Genomic DNA, 14,590 nt, shown 5'->3' with positions numbered 1-14,590 from the left:
GTCGCTAAAGCTCACCGTCAAAGCTAGAGCAAATAACTGGATATCATCACAAACATCAGACATATTGCTCAAACAACCACCAGAATGCATATAAATACACTGAGAGATCAATATTTAAATAATAATATTAAATATAATACATTTTTATTCCGCTAAAATGAAAATTTATGCAGATAAATGAATAATCATTCATACCATATAGTATTTAAATATAACAAGGAATTGATAGAATGAAGGTGACATTAAATAAAGCTCTCGCTCTTGGTGCAATAGTGCTTTGCTCTGCTACCGCAAACGCGAGTGAAGGATTGGATCGCATTGCCGAATCTGGTGAGCTACGCGCATGTTTTGACGCTGGCTACATGCCATTTGAAATGAAATCAAAAAATAACAGCTACGTAGGTTTTGACATCGACTTAGGTAAAGTGATGGCAAAGGAGATGGGCGTAAAATATGTGCCAGTGAACACCGCGTGGGATGGGATTATTCCAGCTCTTATCACAGGTAAATGTGACATGATCATTGCGGGCATGACTATCAATGCGCAGCGCAATATGAAAGTGAACTTTTCAGACCCGTACATCATCGTTGGTCAATCTATTATTCTTAACCCAAAGCTAGAGGGTAAAATAAAGAGTTATAAAGATCTGAACACGTCTGAACACACGGTAACCAGTAAGCTTGGTACAACAGGTGAAGTAGTAGTTAAGAGAATGCTGAGCAAAGCAAAATACAACGCATTTGAAACAGAAACCGATGCTGCAATGGAAGTCATCAATGGTAAAGCCGATGCCATGATTTATGATATGCCATTTGTCTCTATCTATGCCGCTCAAAATAGCGATAAAGTCGCATCAATACTTGAACCCTTCACATTTGAGCCACTCGGTATCGCTGTGAAACAAGGCGATCCAGATATGCTTAACTTTTTAAATAACTTCCTTAGCCAGATCAAAGGTGATGGTACTTATGATCGCATCTACGACAAATGGTTCAAGAGTGACGCTTGGTTAAAGCAAATTAAATAAGCTCATTAAGCCAGATACTTTGTGTGTCTGGCTACTTGTCACGTTTATCTTGGTATTAAAATGCAATATAAAAAAAGCAACTGGAAGTGGACGGTACTATTTATACTCTCCTTGCTCGCGGTTGGATATGCAGTCTATTCTGCATCGCAAAAGATTGATTATACTTGGCAATGGGGTCGAATTGTCCCTTATATAATCGATTCATCTCCGATAGAAACGATTGTTGAAAGTGATGGTGAGGTATCCATTAGTGATACGGGCATTATGACGGTCAATTTTGACAATGGTGATCCCGCTTTAGTGATTGAAAAAGCGGATGAAGTGTTTGTGAGTGATGGCGACATTGTTTTTGCCGGCGACAGAATCTCTAGCGTCGATCAGCAAAGTATGGGGGTGCTATTAAAAGGTCTATTAATGACCATTAAGCTCTCTGTTATCTCTCTATTTTTCGCAATCATACTTGGTCTAATTGCAGCATTGATGCGTATTTCAAGTAATCCGCTCAACCGAAATTTTTCTTTCTTATATGTTGAAATAATTCGCGGTACACCACTGCTTGTTCAGATATTTATTGTCTATTTTTTCTTGGGAACCATTTTCGACCTAGATAGATTTACCGCTGGTATAACCGCATTGTCGATTTTTACCGGTGCGTATGTTGCCGAGATCATACGCTCGGGCATTCAATCTATTCCTCCTGGGCAGATGGAAGCCGCGCGCTCTCTAGGAATGAGTTACCCAAAGGCGATGACCTACGTTATCTTGCCTCAAGCCTTTAAACGTACCCTACCGCCAATGGCTGGGCAGTTAATTAACCTGATCAAAGATTCATCACTGGTGTCTGTTATCTCCATCACCGATCTAACCAAGGCAGGCCGAGAGGTCGTTGCCGGCAGTTTCGCCACCTTTGAAGTATGGTTTGCAGTCGCGGCGCTTTACCTTGTACTGACTTCCACATTGTCCTTTGGTGTTCAACGTATCGAGAAGAGGTTATCAAACAGTGACTAGAACTGAATATAAAGGCGAAGATATGGTGATCGCCTCTGGTGTCGATAAGATCTACGCTAATAATTGTCACGCCCTTAAAAAGGTCTCCGTTACAGTTAAACGTGGTGAAGTTGTTGTGATTATTGGCCCATCTGGCTCAGGTAAATCGACATTTTTACGTACGCTAAATCAGCTAGAAACCGTTTCTGAAGGCGAGATTATTATCGATGGGATCAATATGTATGACCCCTCTACCAACATTAATACGCTGCGTGAAAATGTCGGGATGGTGTTCCAATCATTTAACCTCTTCCCTCATCTAACGGTGAAGAAAAATGTCATGCTCGCTCCTCTAAAGGTATTAAACCAAGATAAAGAGCAAGTTGATAAAGATGCGGTAAAACTGCTTACGCGAGTTGGTCTCGCAGACAAGGTCGATGTTTTCCCAAGTCAATTATCCGGTGGGCAGCAACAGCGTGTTGCTATTGCCAGATCACTGGCGATGAATCCCGACCTGATGCTATTTGACGAACCAACATCAGCGCTAGATCCAGAAATGGTCGGTGAGGTTCTCGATGTCATGAAGTCCTTGGCAGAAGAAGGGATGACAATGGTTGTGGTGACTCATGAAATGGGGTTTGCTAATGAAGTTGCCGACCGAGTATTGTTCATGGAAGATGGACAACTGCTTGTTGATGACACGCCGGAAAACTTTTTCGACAACCCTTCTCACCCAAGATTGAAAAAGTTCCTGTCCAATATTTTGTGAGCTTAAAAGTGATTCGCAACGATGCTGGAATTAAGCAAAGGTGCAATGCCAGACGTTACGAATCACTTTTAAATTGTCTGAACTGACACCCTACCGATACGTCACCAAATCTTTAAATCGTTCGACCAATTCTGCCTTACTCATTGTCGATGTTTCTTCAATAACGGAACGAGTTAAGTGCGGGGCAAATTTCTCTATAAAGTCATAAGCATGTTTTTTTAAATACGTATTCTTGCTGTAACAGAGCCAAGCATAACAATCTGGAATTAAACCATCTAATGATCGGAAAGTAAGCGAATCATCCGCTTTATCTTTCGCAACGGACGCAACGATTCCAACACCAAGCCCCGTTTTCGCATATTCTTTAATTACTTCAACATTCATTGCGGTAATAATGTATTCAGGATCTAACCCGTGAGCTTGGAACGCACTGTCGACGGCCATACGCCCTGTCGATTTGGGTTCGTAACTGATCAGTTTCTCTTTTGCGATTAAGTCTAGCGTGAGGTTTTCTTCTGTTGCGAGTGGGTGATCCGATGGCACAACAAGGCTCAGAGACCATTTGTAAACAGGTAACACTCTAAGATCGCTATTTTCTTCAATATCCTGGGCGATAATAAACAAATCATGTGGGCCAGCATCTAAGGTATTGTTCGTTGAACCTGGCTCTATCGTTCCCATGTGTAGAGCAACTTTGGGATAGCGTTTGATAAAATAACCGACACTTTCTGGTAAAAGAAAATTCGCAATTGCGTTGGTAGTAAATATATTTAGACGACCTTTATCGGGCGATGTTAGCTCGGAAGAAATAGACTTGATTCTATCTTCGATATCGAGCATTTGGCATGCTTCTCGAATTATCTCTTGGCCAATTTCTGTTGCACCGGATAAATGCTTACCACTCCTTTCGAATATCTGAACCCCGAGCTCTGTTTCGAGTAAGCCAACTTGTTTACTTATACCCGGCTGAGAAGTAAATAACGTCTCAGCCGTTAACGATATATTGTATCTATTTCTTTGTATCTCTCGAATATAACGCAGTTGCTGGAGTTTCATTATCTATCCTCGTAATATATAGAGCTCTCTAGAATCTAAATTATTCACTATCAATAATAAAACAGCTAGCTTTTTGTCCCACAAGTGCAATTATCTTTGATATTGAAAGCTCCCATATTATCAATAATACACGCTTTCATTTCCTTCACCGACGCACTTTGTGCCTTACCTTTGCGGATAATTAGATCTACTGTCGTATCCAGTGAGTGCATTCCATCAACAGGTACCGTCGTAAAATGATGATTACGTAACTCTTTAGTCACACAGACTTGTGGCAACAACGTTCCCCCTAATCCCGCTTCAACGTATTGTTTCAGAGCCTCAAAAGAGTTGCATTCCATCGCCAGTTTTAGACGAATTCCCTGCCTAACTTCAAACAGGTCAATCGCTCTTCGGATGTCGAAAGTATTATTCAGAATCGCTAATGGGATATCGGTTAACTGTTGAGATGAACAACGTTTAAGCTTTGCCCACGGGCTTGAGTTAGGAACAAGTAGACTCAGTTCCTGAAAACGACATGAATAAAGCACCTCAACTCTGGGATCTGGCTTAGCGTTGAGCAGTATTCCGATATCGGTTACATCGTGGGTGATACGCTCAATGATGTCATCACCACCACCAACATGAAGAATAGTTTTAATTCCCGGATGTCGACTCGAAAACTTAGACAAAGCCGTATCGACAAAATCGGGAATAAAGCCGCCACCAATTGAGATTTGGAGCGTCCCTGTTTTTAGATTATCTAACTCTGAAAGTTCTGTGATGAGTATGTTTTGACGCAAGTTAACATCTCGAATATATTCCGCTAACCTTAATCCCGGCTCGGTAATTTTTATCCCTCGCCCTACTCGCTCCATCAACTTCACACCCAGCTTAGATTCAAGTTGAGCTACTTTGCGACTGATTGCCGACGGAGAAACGTGCAGTACTTCTGACGCAGATCGAACACTACCCGTATTGCAGACCACTTCAAAATATTTTAATGCACGATTATCCATCTTATAAATTCAGCCTAATCAATTGTCATTTAAATATATTATGCTGCCAGAATATGTTGTACCAACTTGACCCAGAAATTCGCGCCAATAGGTAATACTTTGTCATTAAAGTCATAGTTAGGATTATGCAAGCTATGACAGTGTTCAGCATCGCCATTTCCAAGCCAAATGTACGCTCCTGGGCATTGCTCTAACATGAAGGCGAAGTCTTCACCTCCCATACTCGCGGCAGGATTGACCACGACACTCTCAATGTCTGACATCGATTCCAACACTTCTCGACATTTCTGAGCTTCCTCAGGAACATTGACGGTTGCGGGATAGCATCTTGTGTAGGTAATTTCAGCTTTACAGTCTTGAGCGGCAGCGATGCTATTGACAACTTCGGCCATTCTCTTCTCAATCAAGTCACGAACATCGGGACAAAATGATCGTGTTGTCCCTTTAATGGTGACATCTTCAGGGATCACGTTATACGCATGACCGCCATTGACCTGAGTTACACTTACAACGCCAGCTTTTTGAGGGTCTAGACTACGACTTACAATACCTTGTAACGCCGTGATAATAAGGCTAGTCGCCAAAACAGGATCAGCACCTTCATGTGGCATCGCGCCATGCCCACCCGAGCCAATAATACGGATGTCGAACGTATCAAACGCGGCCATCACTGCACCATCATGTACGGCTGCCTTTCCTGAAGGTAATGCAGGCCAGTTGTGCAAACCATAAACAGCTTTAACGGGGAATAAATCGAATAACCCATCTTGAATCATTGCTTTTGCGCCCGCTTCATTTTCTTCCGCAGGTTGAAAAATAAAATGGACCGTACCTTTAAATATAGGGTTTTTCGCTAACGTGATCGCGGCTCCTAACAACATCGTCGTGTGGCCGTCATGCCCACAAGCGTGCATTTTTCCCTCGTGCTTAGAACAATGAGAAAAAGAGTTTAATTCGGTTAAGTTCAATGCGTCCATATCGGCTCTAAGTGCAATAGAATCACCAGCGCCTAAATTACCATGTAGAGTTGCGACTACCCCTGTACCACCGAGGCCACGATGAATTTGTAGCCCGTTTGCACTCAAAATATCAGCAACAATGTCAGATGTTCTAAACTCTTCGTAAGCTGTTTCTGGATTCGCATGAATATCTTTTCTCCATTGAATCAGCTGTTCGTGGAATTCAGAATTATGTTCAATATCTTTTATCATAGCCTTAACTTCGCTCATTTAAATTTAGAAAAACGCTGGTGAATATCAACTTAATGAATACGCACTACAGTAGAAGGTTCGCAACCAGTGCCGAGCCAATAAATGTACCTGAAAACACAAGCACTGCAATAACAACAATCTTCACGCCAGACGACTTAAACGTCGTAATTTCTTGCTTACTGATTGCGATACCTGCATAAGCAAGAACAGGACTTACAAGGCTTAAGAATGACACCTCACTAATATATCCTAACATCCATTCAGAAACAGGTGACGCTGGTATGGTAAGTAATACACTGATTAACGAGAGCCAAGCAACTGAAGGTAAATAAAATGGCACAATTTTAGCGATAACTAAGCTCGCCACTACCATCAAAAAGATAATAAACATCCCAGGTAGAGAAGCGAGAGGCGTCGTACCCGTGCCCGCCCAGTTACTGATTAGCGCAACCAAACACACAATCACTAACGTCGAAGTATAATTCACAAGATCAATCGATGAATTTACGTTTTTATTAACTGCTGAATTTGTCATGGTCATTACTCCGCTACTGTTTCTTCTGAGGTTTTATTCGTGCTTACTTTTGAACAAATTTTATAGAGTCGCTCGGCTAAAGGTAACGCAATAAATAGACCCACAAATAAACCGGTCGCATTGGTGAGCAAGTTACTGGCTCCAGCTAACGCAATGATCTCTTCTTTCATATTCGGTAGCATTTCACCCAGAGAACCTGAACATGCTGCTGTCATACTGCCACTACCCACACCACAAGCCATCGCAAGAGCGCGAATATCAAACCAGCCGGTGGACGCTAAGAAAGACGCTAAGATCGAGAAATATAAAGTACCAAACATGGTACCCATGACATAAACCCCCATAACACCAATCCCTTCGGGACTCTTGAGGCCATATTTATCGGAAATTAACGCAATATTTGGCTCACGGGCAATGGAAAAACACGAGCCAATGGATTCTCGGCCCATTTTCAAAATGATGACAGCAACAGGTATTGCGATAACTAGCGTTCCTAGATTTCCCAATTCCTGAAAAATCATGGCGGGACCGACCGCTAATATTTTATCGAGTGATGGCCCAATAAGCGTACCGAATTTGGCTAAGAAAGGCAGAACTGAAATGATAATAATTGGAGTGGCGCGTTCTGCTTGTTTCGACGTCAGAACCACTTTTGCTTTACTAACGACGTTCGGGTTAAACAACAACCCAATGATAAAAGCGTAGAATAGAGGCAATAGAACGATGACAATTCCACCACCAAGTGGCACTTTTAATACACCAACCAATTCAGCAACAACCGATATGCCAATAACCAAAAGGTGCAGTTTCCAGTTTCCCAACTGATTTTTTAAGTTATCCATACGTTAACTTCCTTATTAAATATAAATTACGTCGATCTTTATATGTTATTCACGCAAATAAAAAAGAATCAGTTTCTACACTTGCGTCCTTGCATACATAGATAAACAACTTGAACTATTTTGATTAGACCATAGGCAATCGGGCAGGAATAGTGCTATTTAACCAACAAATTGTTCTAATTTAGGCAACAATAAAATCAAGTTACGATACCGGATTTTTGTCTGGGCTTATTTATATTGGAGAGATGAAAAACCGTAAAAGGAAGATGACATAACCGGTTAGGAGCATGCGTAGAAAACGCTAGCTAAGAGACGAGTATCATGTCATCTTTCGACAAACTTTGAAGTGCACCAACATCACGCCAAGTTCGATTCTTCCAAGCCCATTCGTTCCCTTTCGCACCTAGAACGAAAATCATGACAAAATTCACAAAAGGGACAAACATTAATAAGGCTATAAATGTGCTTACTATAGTGTTTAAGTAATTGTTATATATTAATTTTTAACACCCAAATTTTGAAATTGATCTACGAAAATAGCTTGACTCAATAACCAATTATCTTCGGGTTTATAGAAGTAAAATTCCCATGTAAGAGGATGCCGCAAACGCTTTTCCAAAGCAGAGATTCTTATTAATGATGGTGATAGCTCTTCAACCGAAATAATTTCAGACCCTAAATATTCGCCATACAAAGCCGCTATTTGCCCTACTTGCCCCTTCATCATAGTCAATGCTTGAGGCTGTTGAGAGATAGACGGGTTACTGGCATACAACTCATCGACAGCCTTGTTTGAATTAGAGCCTAATTCTTTAAAGAAAGCACCAACTTGATCTAAAGGCGTACCTTCGTAAGCATTGGCTAGAGAGCTAAATGTAACCAAAAGAAATAAAAGTGATTTTTTCATTTACTTGTCCTTGATTTGAATAAACATATAACGGTTCATGGTGTCGTAAATTTTGTTGATGTATTTGTTATATCGAGACCGCTAACTTACGAGTTTCTTTGACATGTTGTAGCCAGAAATAGCAAAACCCACCTCTTGATACAGTTTTAACGCTCTTTGATTTTGATACGCAACACGTAATTTTATTTGTTCAATATCAATCGATTTCAATTGTAAATCGAGAATAGTCATGGCCAATTTCCCATAACCATTATTGCGGCAGTTTGGAAAAATGTAGAAGTCGTAAATGAACGTCGATTTCTCATTTGCGTTTATCGAGTGCCACAAGTAACCAACCAAGTCTGACCCTGATTCAATACACAATAATTCATGGTCATCGGTGTCCAAACCATTGGGAAAACTACGAAGGAGCTCGTATTTAGCCAATTCAGTCGACTTATCCATTGAGTGACCATAGTTTTCAGCTATTTCACGGCTGTAATCATCAATGAAGTAATCACAATACGCTGGGTATTCATTTGAGACCATTGGTCTGAGCTTAATCATGGTTAGGCCTTTAGATAGATGTAGTTAAAAGTTTTGTTGAGACACTTGTATGCTTAAAAAATTTCTTCTGCGGCACCCGCTAAATGTAAAGAAGAAAAATATTTTCCTTTTTCAAAAAGTTCAACAGCAGTTTCAATAAATTCTACTGCAATTTTTTGCTTTTGAATTAAAGAACTTTTCACAGGTGATTCAATCCTTAACTGAAATACATAACGTGGCTATAGGGATTCTGCCCACGAGGGGCCAAATATCTTATTAAATGGCTGTTTACTATATAAGTAAAGGCGGGGTGAATGAATTATCACTTAACGAATTTCTATCAAGATTAATCATAATTCCGGTTCTGCTTTTAACCCCAACGACAGTGACTACTATTGTTTCAAAATACTCAAGTGGCTCAATAAAAGTAACAAGGATCACTGTCTTCTCACTTTCCCCTAAAACACTTTCTATTGAACTGATAGTTAAAGTTCTAGAAGTGTAATGATCAACGCCTGTTTGCTGGCTCCCCGTTAGCACGTAACTCTCAAAGTTTAATAACGCCTCTCCAGACATTCTTTCTGAAAAGCGTAACTTAATAGCCGTATTCCCTATCAGATAGATGTCTTTTAGGTATGGTTCATTAATATGTTTATCTCCAGCAAACAGAGAAAATGAAAAAAGAGAAAATAATAGCGTTATATACTTCATTTTATCTCCTACAAAATGAAAATTGACATATACACATACCAGTTTAAGCGGACTAGAGTAGTTGGTTATAATGTGGAGCGTTATATTATTCCGTCGCGATCATTTTGCCTTGCAACGCAGATGTATTCTCAACACACTCTTCTATTGAACGAATTAAAGAAGCCGCTAATAGAGTTGGTTTCGGCTTGTTCGCCCATAGAGCATAGACTGGACGAGTAAAAAGAATATCCGATTGATATTGTATTTGACCTGGTAAACCGTCACATAACTCACTGATTTCTGTCATCGGTAATAAACCAACACCCGCACCAGACGCCACCAATTTTCGAACCAAGGTAATATCGTTTACAAAGTTTTTTTGCGCATACATTTTGTCTATTTGGCTTAATTTACTCCCTTGTAACTGTGAATCTGAATATGGGATAAGTAACCGCCCTTTGTTATTACTATCCTTCCTCGCAACTAAGCACACAGCCACATCAGCAATACGTTTTTGATAGAAACTCGAATCTTTTTGTTTACCTATCCGAACCGCCAAGTCAAATGATGTCTGACTCAACAACACATTATTATTTGCAGGCTCAATCACCATATTGACTTGCTGCTTTTCCAACACAAATTTTTCAATTGCGGGATAAAGAAGCCCTGTCATTAAATTTTGTGGGCAATGTAAAACAAAAGAAACACTTTCTTGCTCACTACTTTCAGATATCGCTGACTGTAAATCTAATGTCATCTCTCCAAGTTTATCGAACAACCCTTTACCAAAACTGGTTAACTTCACCCCTCGTGATGAACGAATAAAAAGTGAATCTCCGAGCTGTTCTTCTAAGAACTGAATACGTTTCGAAAGCGTTGGAGCCGTAATTTTAAGGTCGTGCGCCGTTTTGGCATAACTGCCTCGGCGCGCCACTTCAACAAATAATAAAAAGTCATCAAGCATGTAAATCCTAGCAATCTTAGAGTTCTAAATCTGACATAGTCAGCGTGAAGGTATCTTCATAACATACAAACACAAGGAGAAACATATGACCAAATTAATTTTTACAGTTCTGTTTTCATGTTGCCTTTCTTTCATTGTGTCAGCTTGGGTAACGTACATAAATATTGGGTTAACCCATGACTTTATTGATCGATGGGCATTTGCATTTGTAAACGCATGGCCAGCCGCATTTACCGCAGCATACCTACTTAGTTCTTCTGTTATGAAATTTACCCACTTTTTAATTAATACATTAGCCAAAGGAGAAATCTAAAATGTTAAACATCGTCGCCTTTATCACACCTAAAGTTGAGTTTTACCAAGCTTGCAAAGATAAAATCACAAATATCGTGGAGGCCACAAGAGCGGAGGACGGCTGCTTGCGCTTTGAGGTATATGAAGAACAAAACACGAAACAATTGGTTCTAGTTGAAACGTGGGCAGATCACGCTGCACTAGAAGAACATTATGCTCAACCTTACATTACGCCTATCTTTGAGTATTACCAAAACGCACTAGAAGAAGCGCCACAGATCCACCATTTGAGCGTTACTGGTTAGCCATTTACCCCAAACTCAGTAACTGCCCCAGCAATTTGCTAATCCAAAGTCACCCGATATGGTGACTTAAATTTCCGTTAATTCGTTGAAAATAAAACCGAGGACTTAATCGTTAGAGGGTTTGTGAATCAACGATTTGAAGCAAAACATTTTGGTCTCTAGGGCCACTGATTATTAAGGCGGTTACATCATCCAATCTTTACAAGGTTCATATACTCAATTTTTGCGTTTGCAAGAAAGGGCCACCGACTAAAAAAGATGGCTTAAGCTATCAAGATGTTGATTGTCAGGATATACGATTACTAAAAGCGAAAGAAATATTTGCAAATATTCACTTATAGACAACCTTGAAGTGCTCTAACACCAACAACATATCTTCTGTTGGCTCAATACCCAATTCTGCACACTCTAGGCTAAAGAATTCCCAATGGGCTTCCCGCCACCAGGCTAATGATTTATCGCCCTCGCCTTCTTCGGCAGCAAACTCGGCGGTAATATCACAATACTTACTTTTGGTCACAGAAGTGAGTTCAATGATACAGATTGGTTTACCATTCCAATCCGTGACGACTTGGAGATGACCAACTTCTGGCATTAACTCACCTTCATGGCTATACCAATATTCCATACTGCACGATGCGCGCTTTTCTCCACGCAAAATAAGATCAGCACAAACATTGGCGTTATATTCATCAGCGCAAAAATAATCGCTACTGAACGAGGTGTATTTTTTCGCATCTTCTAGAGGCAAAGAACCTAGATACGCATCCAAATATACCTGACTTTTATCTTCCATAACTCTCACCTATTAACTCACTCTTTAATGATTACCTATCTGATTTAATGGTCACTCGTAATATTGTTCCACTCCGTTCGCAGCATTGCTAATACTACGGTATCCCACCACTGCTGTTTGAAAAATCGATGCTCTTTAAAATACGCTTCCTGCCTCATACCTAGCGAATAACATAATTTAATTGCTGCTAAGTTTTTACTGATCGTTTCACAATAGATTCGATGAATACCGAGCTCTGTGAAGCCATAATGAGCAAGAGCCTTTGCTGCCTCAAGACTTAATCCACTTCCCTGAGCCTCCCTGGAGAAAGCGCACCCCATAGACGCCTGTTGGTTCTTTTCAAGACGTAGGCCAACGGTACCAATAAACTTTCCTGTTCGTTTACTTTCAACCGAAAGTTGATAAGTCTGGCGCGGACTTTCAAAAGCCTGAGAGATAAACAACTGAGTAAGCTCTCGATACTTACTCGGTTCACAATCCCTTTCATCGTAGAAACGCTGATACTTGGGATCTTGAGATATTTCAACAAATACACTCTCATCTTCTGGCTTCATGTCTCGAAGAATCATGCGATTCGTTTCTAGTCTAAACATCGGATTACCTTACTAAGAGTTGGAATGTAAAACGAAAAGTTAAACGCGAAATTTCATTGGATAGGTGCTGCGCGGGACCTTTTCTGTAGCAGTAAGCCACACATTATTTTTGCATATTTCATAACCCTCAAAACCACATAAAAGCCCCTTTGCTCGTTTAATATCGGCATTGTCCATTATTTGAAAGTGTAAGTGTGGTGCAGTCGAGTTTCCTGAATGTCCAACCTGTGCGATGTGTTCACCCACTTCAACAATGTCACCCACACTATGTTTTATGGAGCCAGCTTTCACGTGAGCGATCAACGCAACACAGCACTTACCTTCGATCATAAGATAGTTCCCACTTAACTTTTTTATATCACCAGATTGATACGAGAAAAACAGGTTATTTATAATCGCTAAACCTAAATCAGAGAAGATATTTAAACGATGACGCTCCTGTACGTGGTTTTCAATGGCGATGATTTTTCCTTTCATCGGTGCATAAATAGGTTCACCCCAACCATAAGTATCAAGTAACGTCACTTGGCCTAAATAGTAATCTCTGTTTGATTTTCGATGCCAGCTCTGTTTACCGTCGGTTCCAGCTTGTGTTTTAATAAAATCATAAGCATAAGTCATTCCCCATTCATCAGTACCATGACTAGGAACTTTATCTCCTGGTGTGGTGATGGCGTGCCATATTCCCCTTAAAGGTGGCGCAACTATAATCGTTTTCATCCTAGTACCACATAAGCAGCCAATGAAAACATCAGCGCAGTAATTGGTGCCCATAACTGCCTTTCAAGTTGAGATGGCGTGACCCAATTCAATATCATGCTAAGAGCTTGTACACCTAGGGCGGCGTAAGTTGTCCAGATCGGCCAATTCGGTTCAATATTAGCAGCCGACGTAATTCCTGCTCCCATAGCGAACAGTACAAAAACAGATATTAGGGCGAAGGCTCGGCCAGTAATTGGCAAAGAACCTTCGTGAGTGCCCCCTTGTGTTATTCTTCCCCAAGGCGCTCCGCCAATTAAGCAAAATTGAAAGATAATCACGGCGACAATCATTACAGAATACAAAACTGCAGCAAGTTCGATCATAGGTAACCTATTCTATACATGTCCGTTTTTATACATGTCCGCTTTTATGTGAACGGACTGGATAAAAAGTTAAAATTAGAAACGTTTAAGATGCTTTAAATGAACCGCGGCTATCCAAAGGCTCACAAACTGAAACCTTGAAGCCGCGATGCCAAATTTGTTACTAATCAATGAAGTAGCCTTCTTCGACAACAGCATGCAGCGTTAGACCCATATTGAACCCCATGCGTATCACCCCATGGAGCTCAGATTGGTCACGACAAATAACGGTGATGCATGTCCCACCATCACGGTGTCTGATTGCCAAATTTGTGAATGTTTTTTGCCAATCAGACGAAAGAGCTTCGGCTACATAGATTTTATATGCTTTAGGAGTATCCATTGCTGAATCTGTCATGCGCTTCTGCCTTTATCTTACTTAGAAATGATAACCTACAGTCGCACCCCAAGTTACCCCACCAGCATCTTGCTCATTACCATTCAGTTTTACATCAATACTTGAATAGTGAGCATTAATACCAACAGACCAATTGTCAGCAACAATGTAATCTACGCCGCCGCCAACCCAGTAGCCTGTTGACTCATCTTCATAAGTATTCTTAGAGCCTGAATTGACAGTCTGAAGTTCTGCTGCAGCGAAACTTACACCACCACCTAAATAAGGCATAAATGAGTCGGCTAAGACAGGAGCTTGCCAACGTAAACCTAGGTTAATTTCACCAACAGTGGTTTCTGTCTTCACGCCATTGGTTTTGTTCTCACTCCCACTGCCGTAAAAGTCGAGTGCAACACCTAGCGGCATAGAGGATGGTAAGTAGGTAAACTGAAACCCGATAGTGTCCATCACATCGTCGTCTCCCCAATCGGATTCAAGGGATTTGGTACCTAGTAGTACTTTAACAGACGCGTCTCCACCGGTCGCATTTGCAAACCCGAACGGTAAAAGTAATAAGCTGGCAATAGCAACAGTGTTAAAAGTGTTCTTCATAGTGAGTCCTTAATTTC

At 40.7% G+C, this 14,590-nt stretch carries 21 protein-coding genes; 5 read left to right on the top strand and 16 right to left on the bottom strand.

Features of this window, described 5'->3' with window-relative positions:
- Positions 1-230 precede the first annotated feature (230 nt).
- The 3 genes from ACXJY6_RS07925 to ACXJY6_RS07915 are packed head-to-tail and all read left to right on the top strand — an operon-like array spanning position 231 to position 2,784.
- On the top strand, positions 231-1,028 hold the full coding sequence (locus ACXJY6_RS07925) for a transporter substrate-binding domain-containing protein (RefSeq protein ID WP_458767985.1): 798 nt from the start codon (positions 231-233) through the stop codon (positions 1,026-1,028).
- Positions 1,029-1,088: 60 nt separating this feature from the next.
- Positions 1,089-2,036: an amino acid ABC transporter permease gene (locus ACXJY6_RS07920; protein WP_458767984.1), complete on the top strand. Its 948-nt coding sequence runs from the start codon at positions 1,089-1,091 to the stop codon at positions 2,034-2,036.
- 22 nt (positions 2,037-2,058) lie between these two features.
- The gene (locus ACXJY6_RS07915) at positions 2,059-2,784 is read left to right on the top strand and encodes an amino acid ABC transporter ATP-binding protein (RefSeq protein WP_456049968.1); all 726 of its coding nucleotides are present in this window, start codon (positions 2,059-2,061) and stop codon (positions 2,782-2,784) included.
- A 90-nt stretch (positions 2,785-2,874) separates the two neighbouring features.
- On the opposite strand, the gene ACXJY6_RS07910 is transcribed toward ACXJY6_RS07915, so the two are convergent.
- The 10 genes from ACXJY6_RS07910 to ACXJY6_RS07865 all read right to left on the bottom strand — a co-directional run bounded on the left by ACXJY6_RS07910 (position 2,875) and on the right by ACXJY6_RS07865 (position 10,512).
- On the bottom strand, positions 2,875-3,840 hold the full coding sequence (locus tag ACXJY6_RS07910; protein ID WP_456049600.1) for a LysR substrate-binding domain-containing protein: 966 nt from the start codon (positions 3,838-3,840) through the stop codon (positions 2,875-2,877).
- Between the two features lie 65 nt (positions 3,841-3,905).
- Positions 3,906-4,838, bottom strand: coding sequence for a LysR family transcriptional regulator (locus ACXJY6_RS07905; RefSeq protein WP_456049599.1), 933 nt, complete (start codon positions 4,836-4,838; stop codon positions 3,906-3,908).
- A gap of 38 nt (positions 4,839-4,876) precedes the next feature.
- The gene (locus ACXJY6_RS07900; protein WP_458767983.1) at positions 4,877-6,049 is read right to left on the bottom strand and encodes a M20 aminoacylase family protein; all 1,173 of its coding nucleotides are present in this window, start codon (positions 6,047-6,049) and stop codon (positions 4,877-4,879) included.
- Positions 6,050-6,113: 64 nt separating this feature from the next.
- Positions 6,114-6,584, bottom strand: coding sequence for a hypothetical protein (locus ACXJY6_RS07895; RefSeq protein WP_456049597.1), 471 nt, complete (start codon positions 6,582-6,584; stop codon positions 6,114-6,116).
- A gap of 5 nt (positions 6,585-6,589) precedes the next feature.
- Complete coding sequence (locus ACXJY6_RS07890) at positions 6,590-7,426, bottom strand: DUF3100 domain-containing protein (protein WP_458767982.1); 837 nt, start codon at positions 7,424-7,426, stop codon at positions 6,590-6,592.
- Between the two features lie 496 nt (positions 7,427-7,922).
- Positions 7,923-8,333: a hypothetical protein gene (locus ACXJY6_RS07885; RefSeq protein ID WP_458767981.1), complete on the bottom strand. Its 411-nt coding sequence runs from the start codon at positions 8,331-8,333 to the stop codon at positions 7,923-7,925.
- Between the two features lie 81 nt (positions 8,334-8,414).
- Positions 8,415-8,879, bottom strand: coding sequence for a GNAT family N-acetyltransferase (locus tag ACXJY6_RS07880; protein WP_458767980.1), 465 nt, complete (start codon positions 8,877-8,879; stop codon positions 8,415-8,417).
- Positions 8,880-8,932: 53 nt separating this feature from the next.
- The gene (locus ACXJY6_RS07875; RefSeq protein WP_458767979.1) at positions 8,933-9,061 is read right to left on the bottom strand and encodes a hypothetical protein; all 129 of its coding nucleotides are present in this window, start codon (positions 9,059-9,061) and stop codon (positions 8,933-8,935) included.
- An 88-nt stretch (positions 9,062-9,149) separates the two neighbouring features.
- A complete protein-coding gene (locus tag ACXJY6_RS07870; protein WP_458767978.1) occupies positions 9,150-9,569 on the bottom strand; it encodes a hypothetical protein in 420 nt (139 codons plus the stop codon).
- Positions 9,570-9,654: 85 nt separating this feature from the next.
- Complete coding sequence (locus tag ACXJY6_RS07865) at positions 9,655-10,512, bottom strand: LysR family transcriptional regulator (RefSeq protein ID WP_458767977.1); 858 nt, start codon at positions 10,510-10,512, stop codon at positions 9,655-9,657.
- An 85-nt stretch (positions 10,513-10,597) separates the two neighbouring features.
- Here ACXJY6_RS07865 and ACXJY6_RS07860 point away from each other — a divergent pair, with 85 nt between their 5' ends.
- Both ACXJY6_RS07860 and ACXJY6_RS07855 read left to right on the top strand, forming a co-directional pair.
- Positions 10,598-10,825, top strand: a complete 228-nt coding sequence (locus tag ACXJY6_RS07860; protein ID WP_456049591.1) for a DUF2798 domain-containing protein — start codon at positions 10,598-10,600, stop codon at positions 10,823-10,825.
- A gap of 1 nt (position 10,826) precedes the next feature.
- Complete coding sequence (locus tag ACXJY6_RS07855; RefSeq protein ID WP_458767976.1) at positions 10,827-11,111, top strand: putative quinol monooxygenase; 285 nt, start codon at positions 10,827-10,829, stop codon at positions 11,109-11,111.
- Positions 11,112-11,442: 331 nt separating this feature from the next.
- Here the strand turns inward: ACXJY6_RS07855 and ACXJY6_RS07850 are convergent, their stop codons facing one another.
- From ACXJY6_RS07850 to ACXJY6_RS07825, 6 genes are all read right to left on the bottom strand, one after another.
- Positions 11,443-11,907 carry an ASCH domain-containing protein gene (locus ACXJY6_RS07850; protein ID WP_458767975.1) on the bottom strand — a complete coding sequence of 155 codons (465 nt, stop codon included), beginning with the start codon at positions 11,905-11,907 and terminating at the stop codon, positions 11,443-11,445.
- A gap of 44 nt (positions 11,908-11,951) precedes the next feature.
- Complete coding sequence (locus ACXJY6_RS07845) at positions 11,952-12,500, bottom strand: GNAT family N-acetyltransferase (RefSeq protein ID WP_456049588.1); 549 nt, start codon at positions 12,498-12,500, stop codon at positions 11,952-11,954.
- A 39-nt stretch (positions 12,501-12,539) separates the two neighbouring features.
- On the bottom strand, positions 12,540-13,220 hold the full coding sequence (locus tag ACXJY6_RS07840) for a M23 family metallopeptidase (protein WP_456049587.1): 681 nt from the start codon (positions 13,218-13,220) through the stop codon (positions 12,540-12,542).
- Complete coding sequence (locus tag ACXJY6_RS07835) at positions 13,217-13,585, bottom strand: hypothetical protein (RefSeq protein WP_458767974.1); 369 nt, start codon at positions 13,583-13,585, stop codon at positions 13,217-13,219. The genes ACXJY6_RS07840 and ACXJY6_RS07835 overlap by 4 nt, the downstream gene beginning before the upstream one ends.
- 163 nt (positions 13,586-13,748) lie before the next feature.
- Complete coding sequence (locus tag ACXJY6_RS07830; RefSeq protein WP_456049585.1) at positions 13,749-13,982, bottom strand: DUF8691 family protein; 234 nt, start codon at positions 13,980-13,982, stop codon at positions 13,749-13,751.
- 21 nt (positions 13,983-14,003) lie between these two features.
- Entirely contained in the window at positions 14,004-14,573 is a 570-nt protein-coding gene (locus tag ACXJY6_RS07825) for an outer membrane protein (RefSeq protein ID WP_458767973.1), read from the bottom strand.
- Between the last annotated feature and the right edge of the window lie 17 nt (positions 14,574-14,590).

The organism is Vibrio phycocola (assembly GCF_054404255.1).
This window is presented reverse-complemented; position numbering and strand designations above follow the sequence as displayed.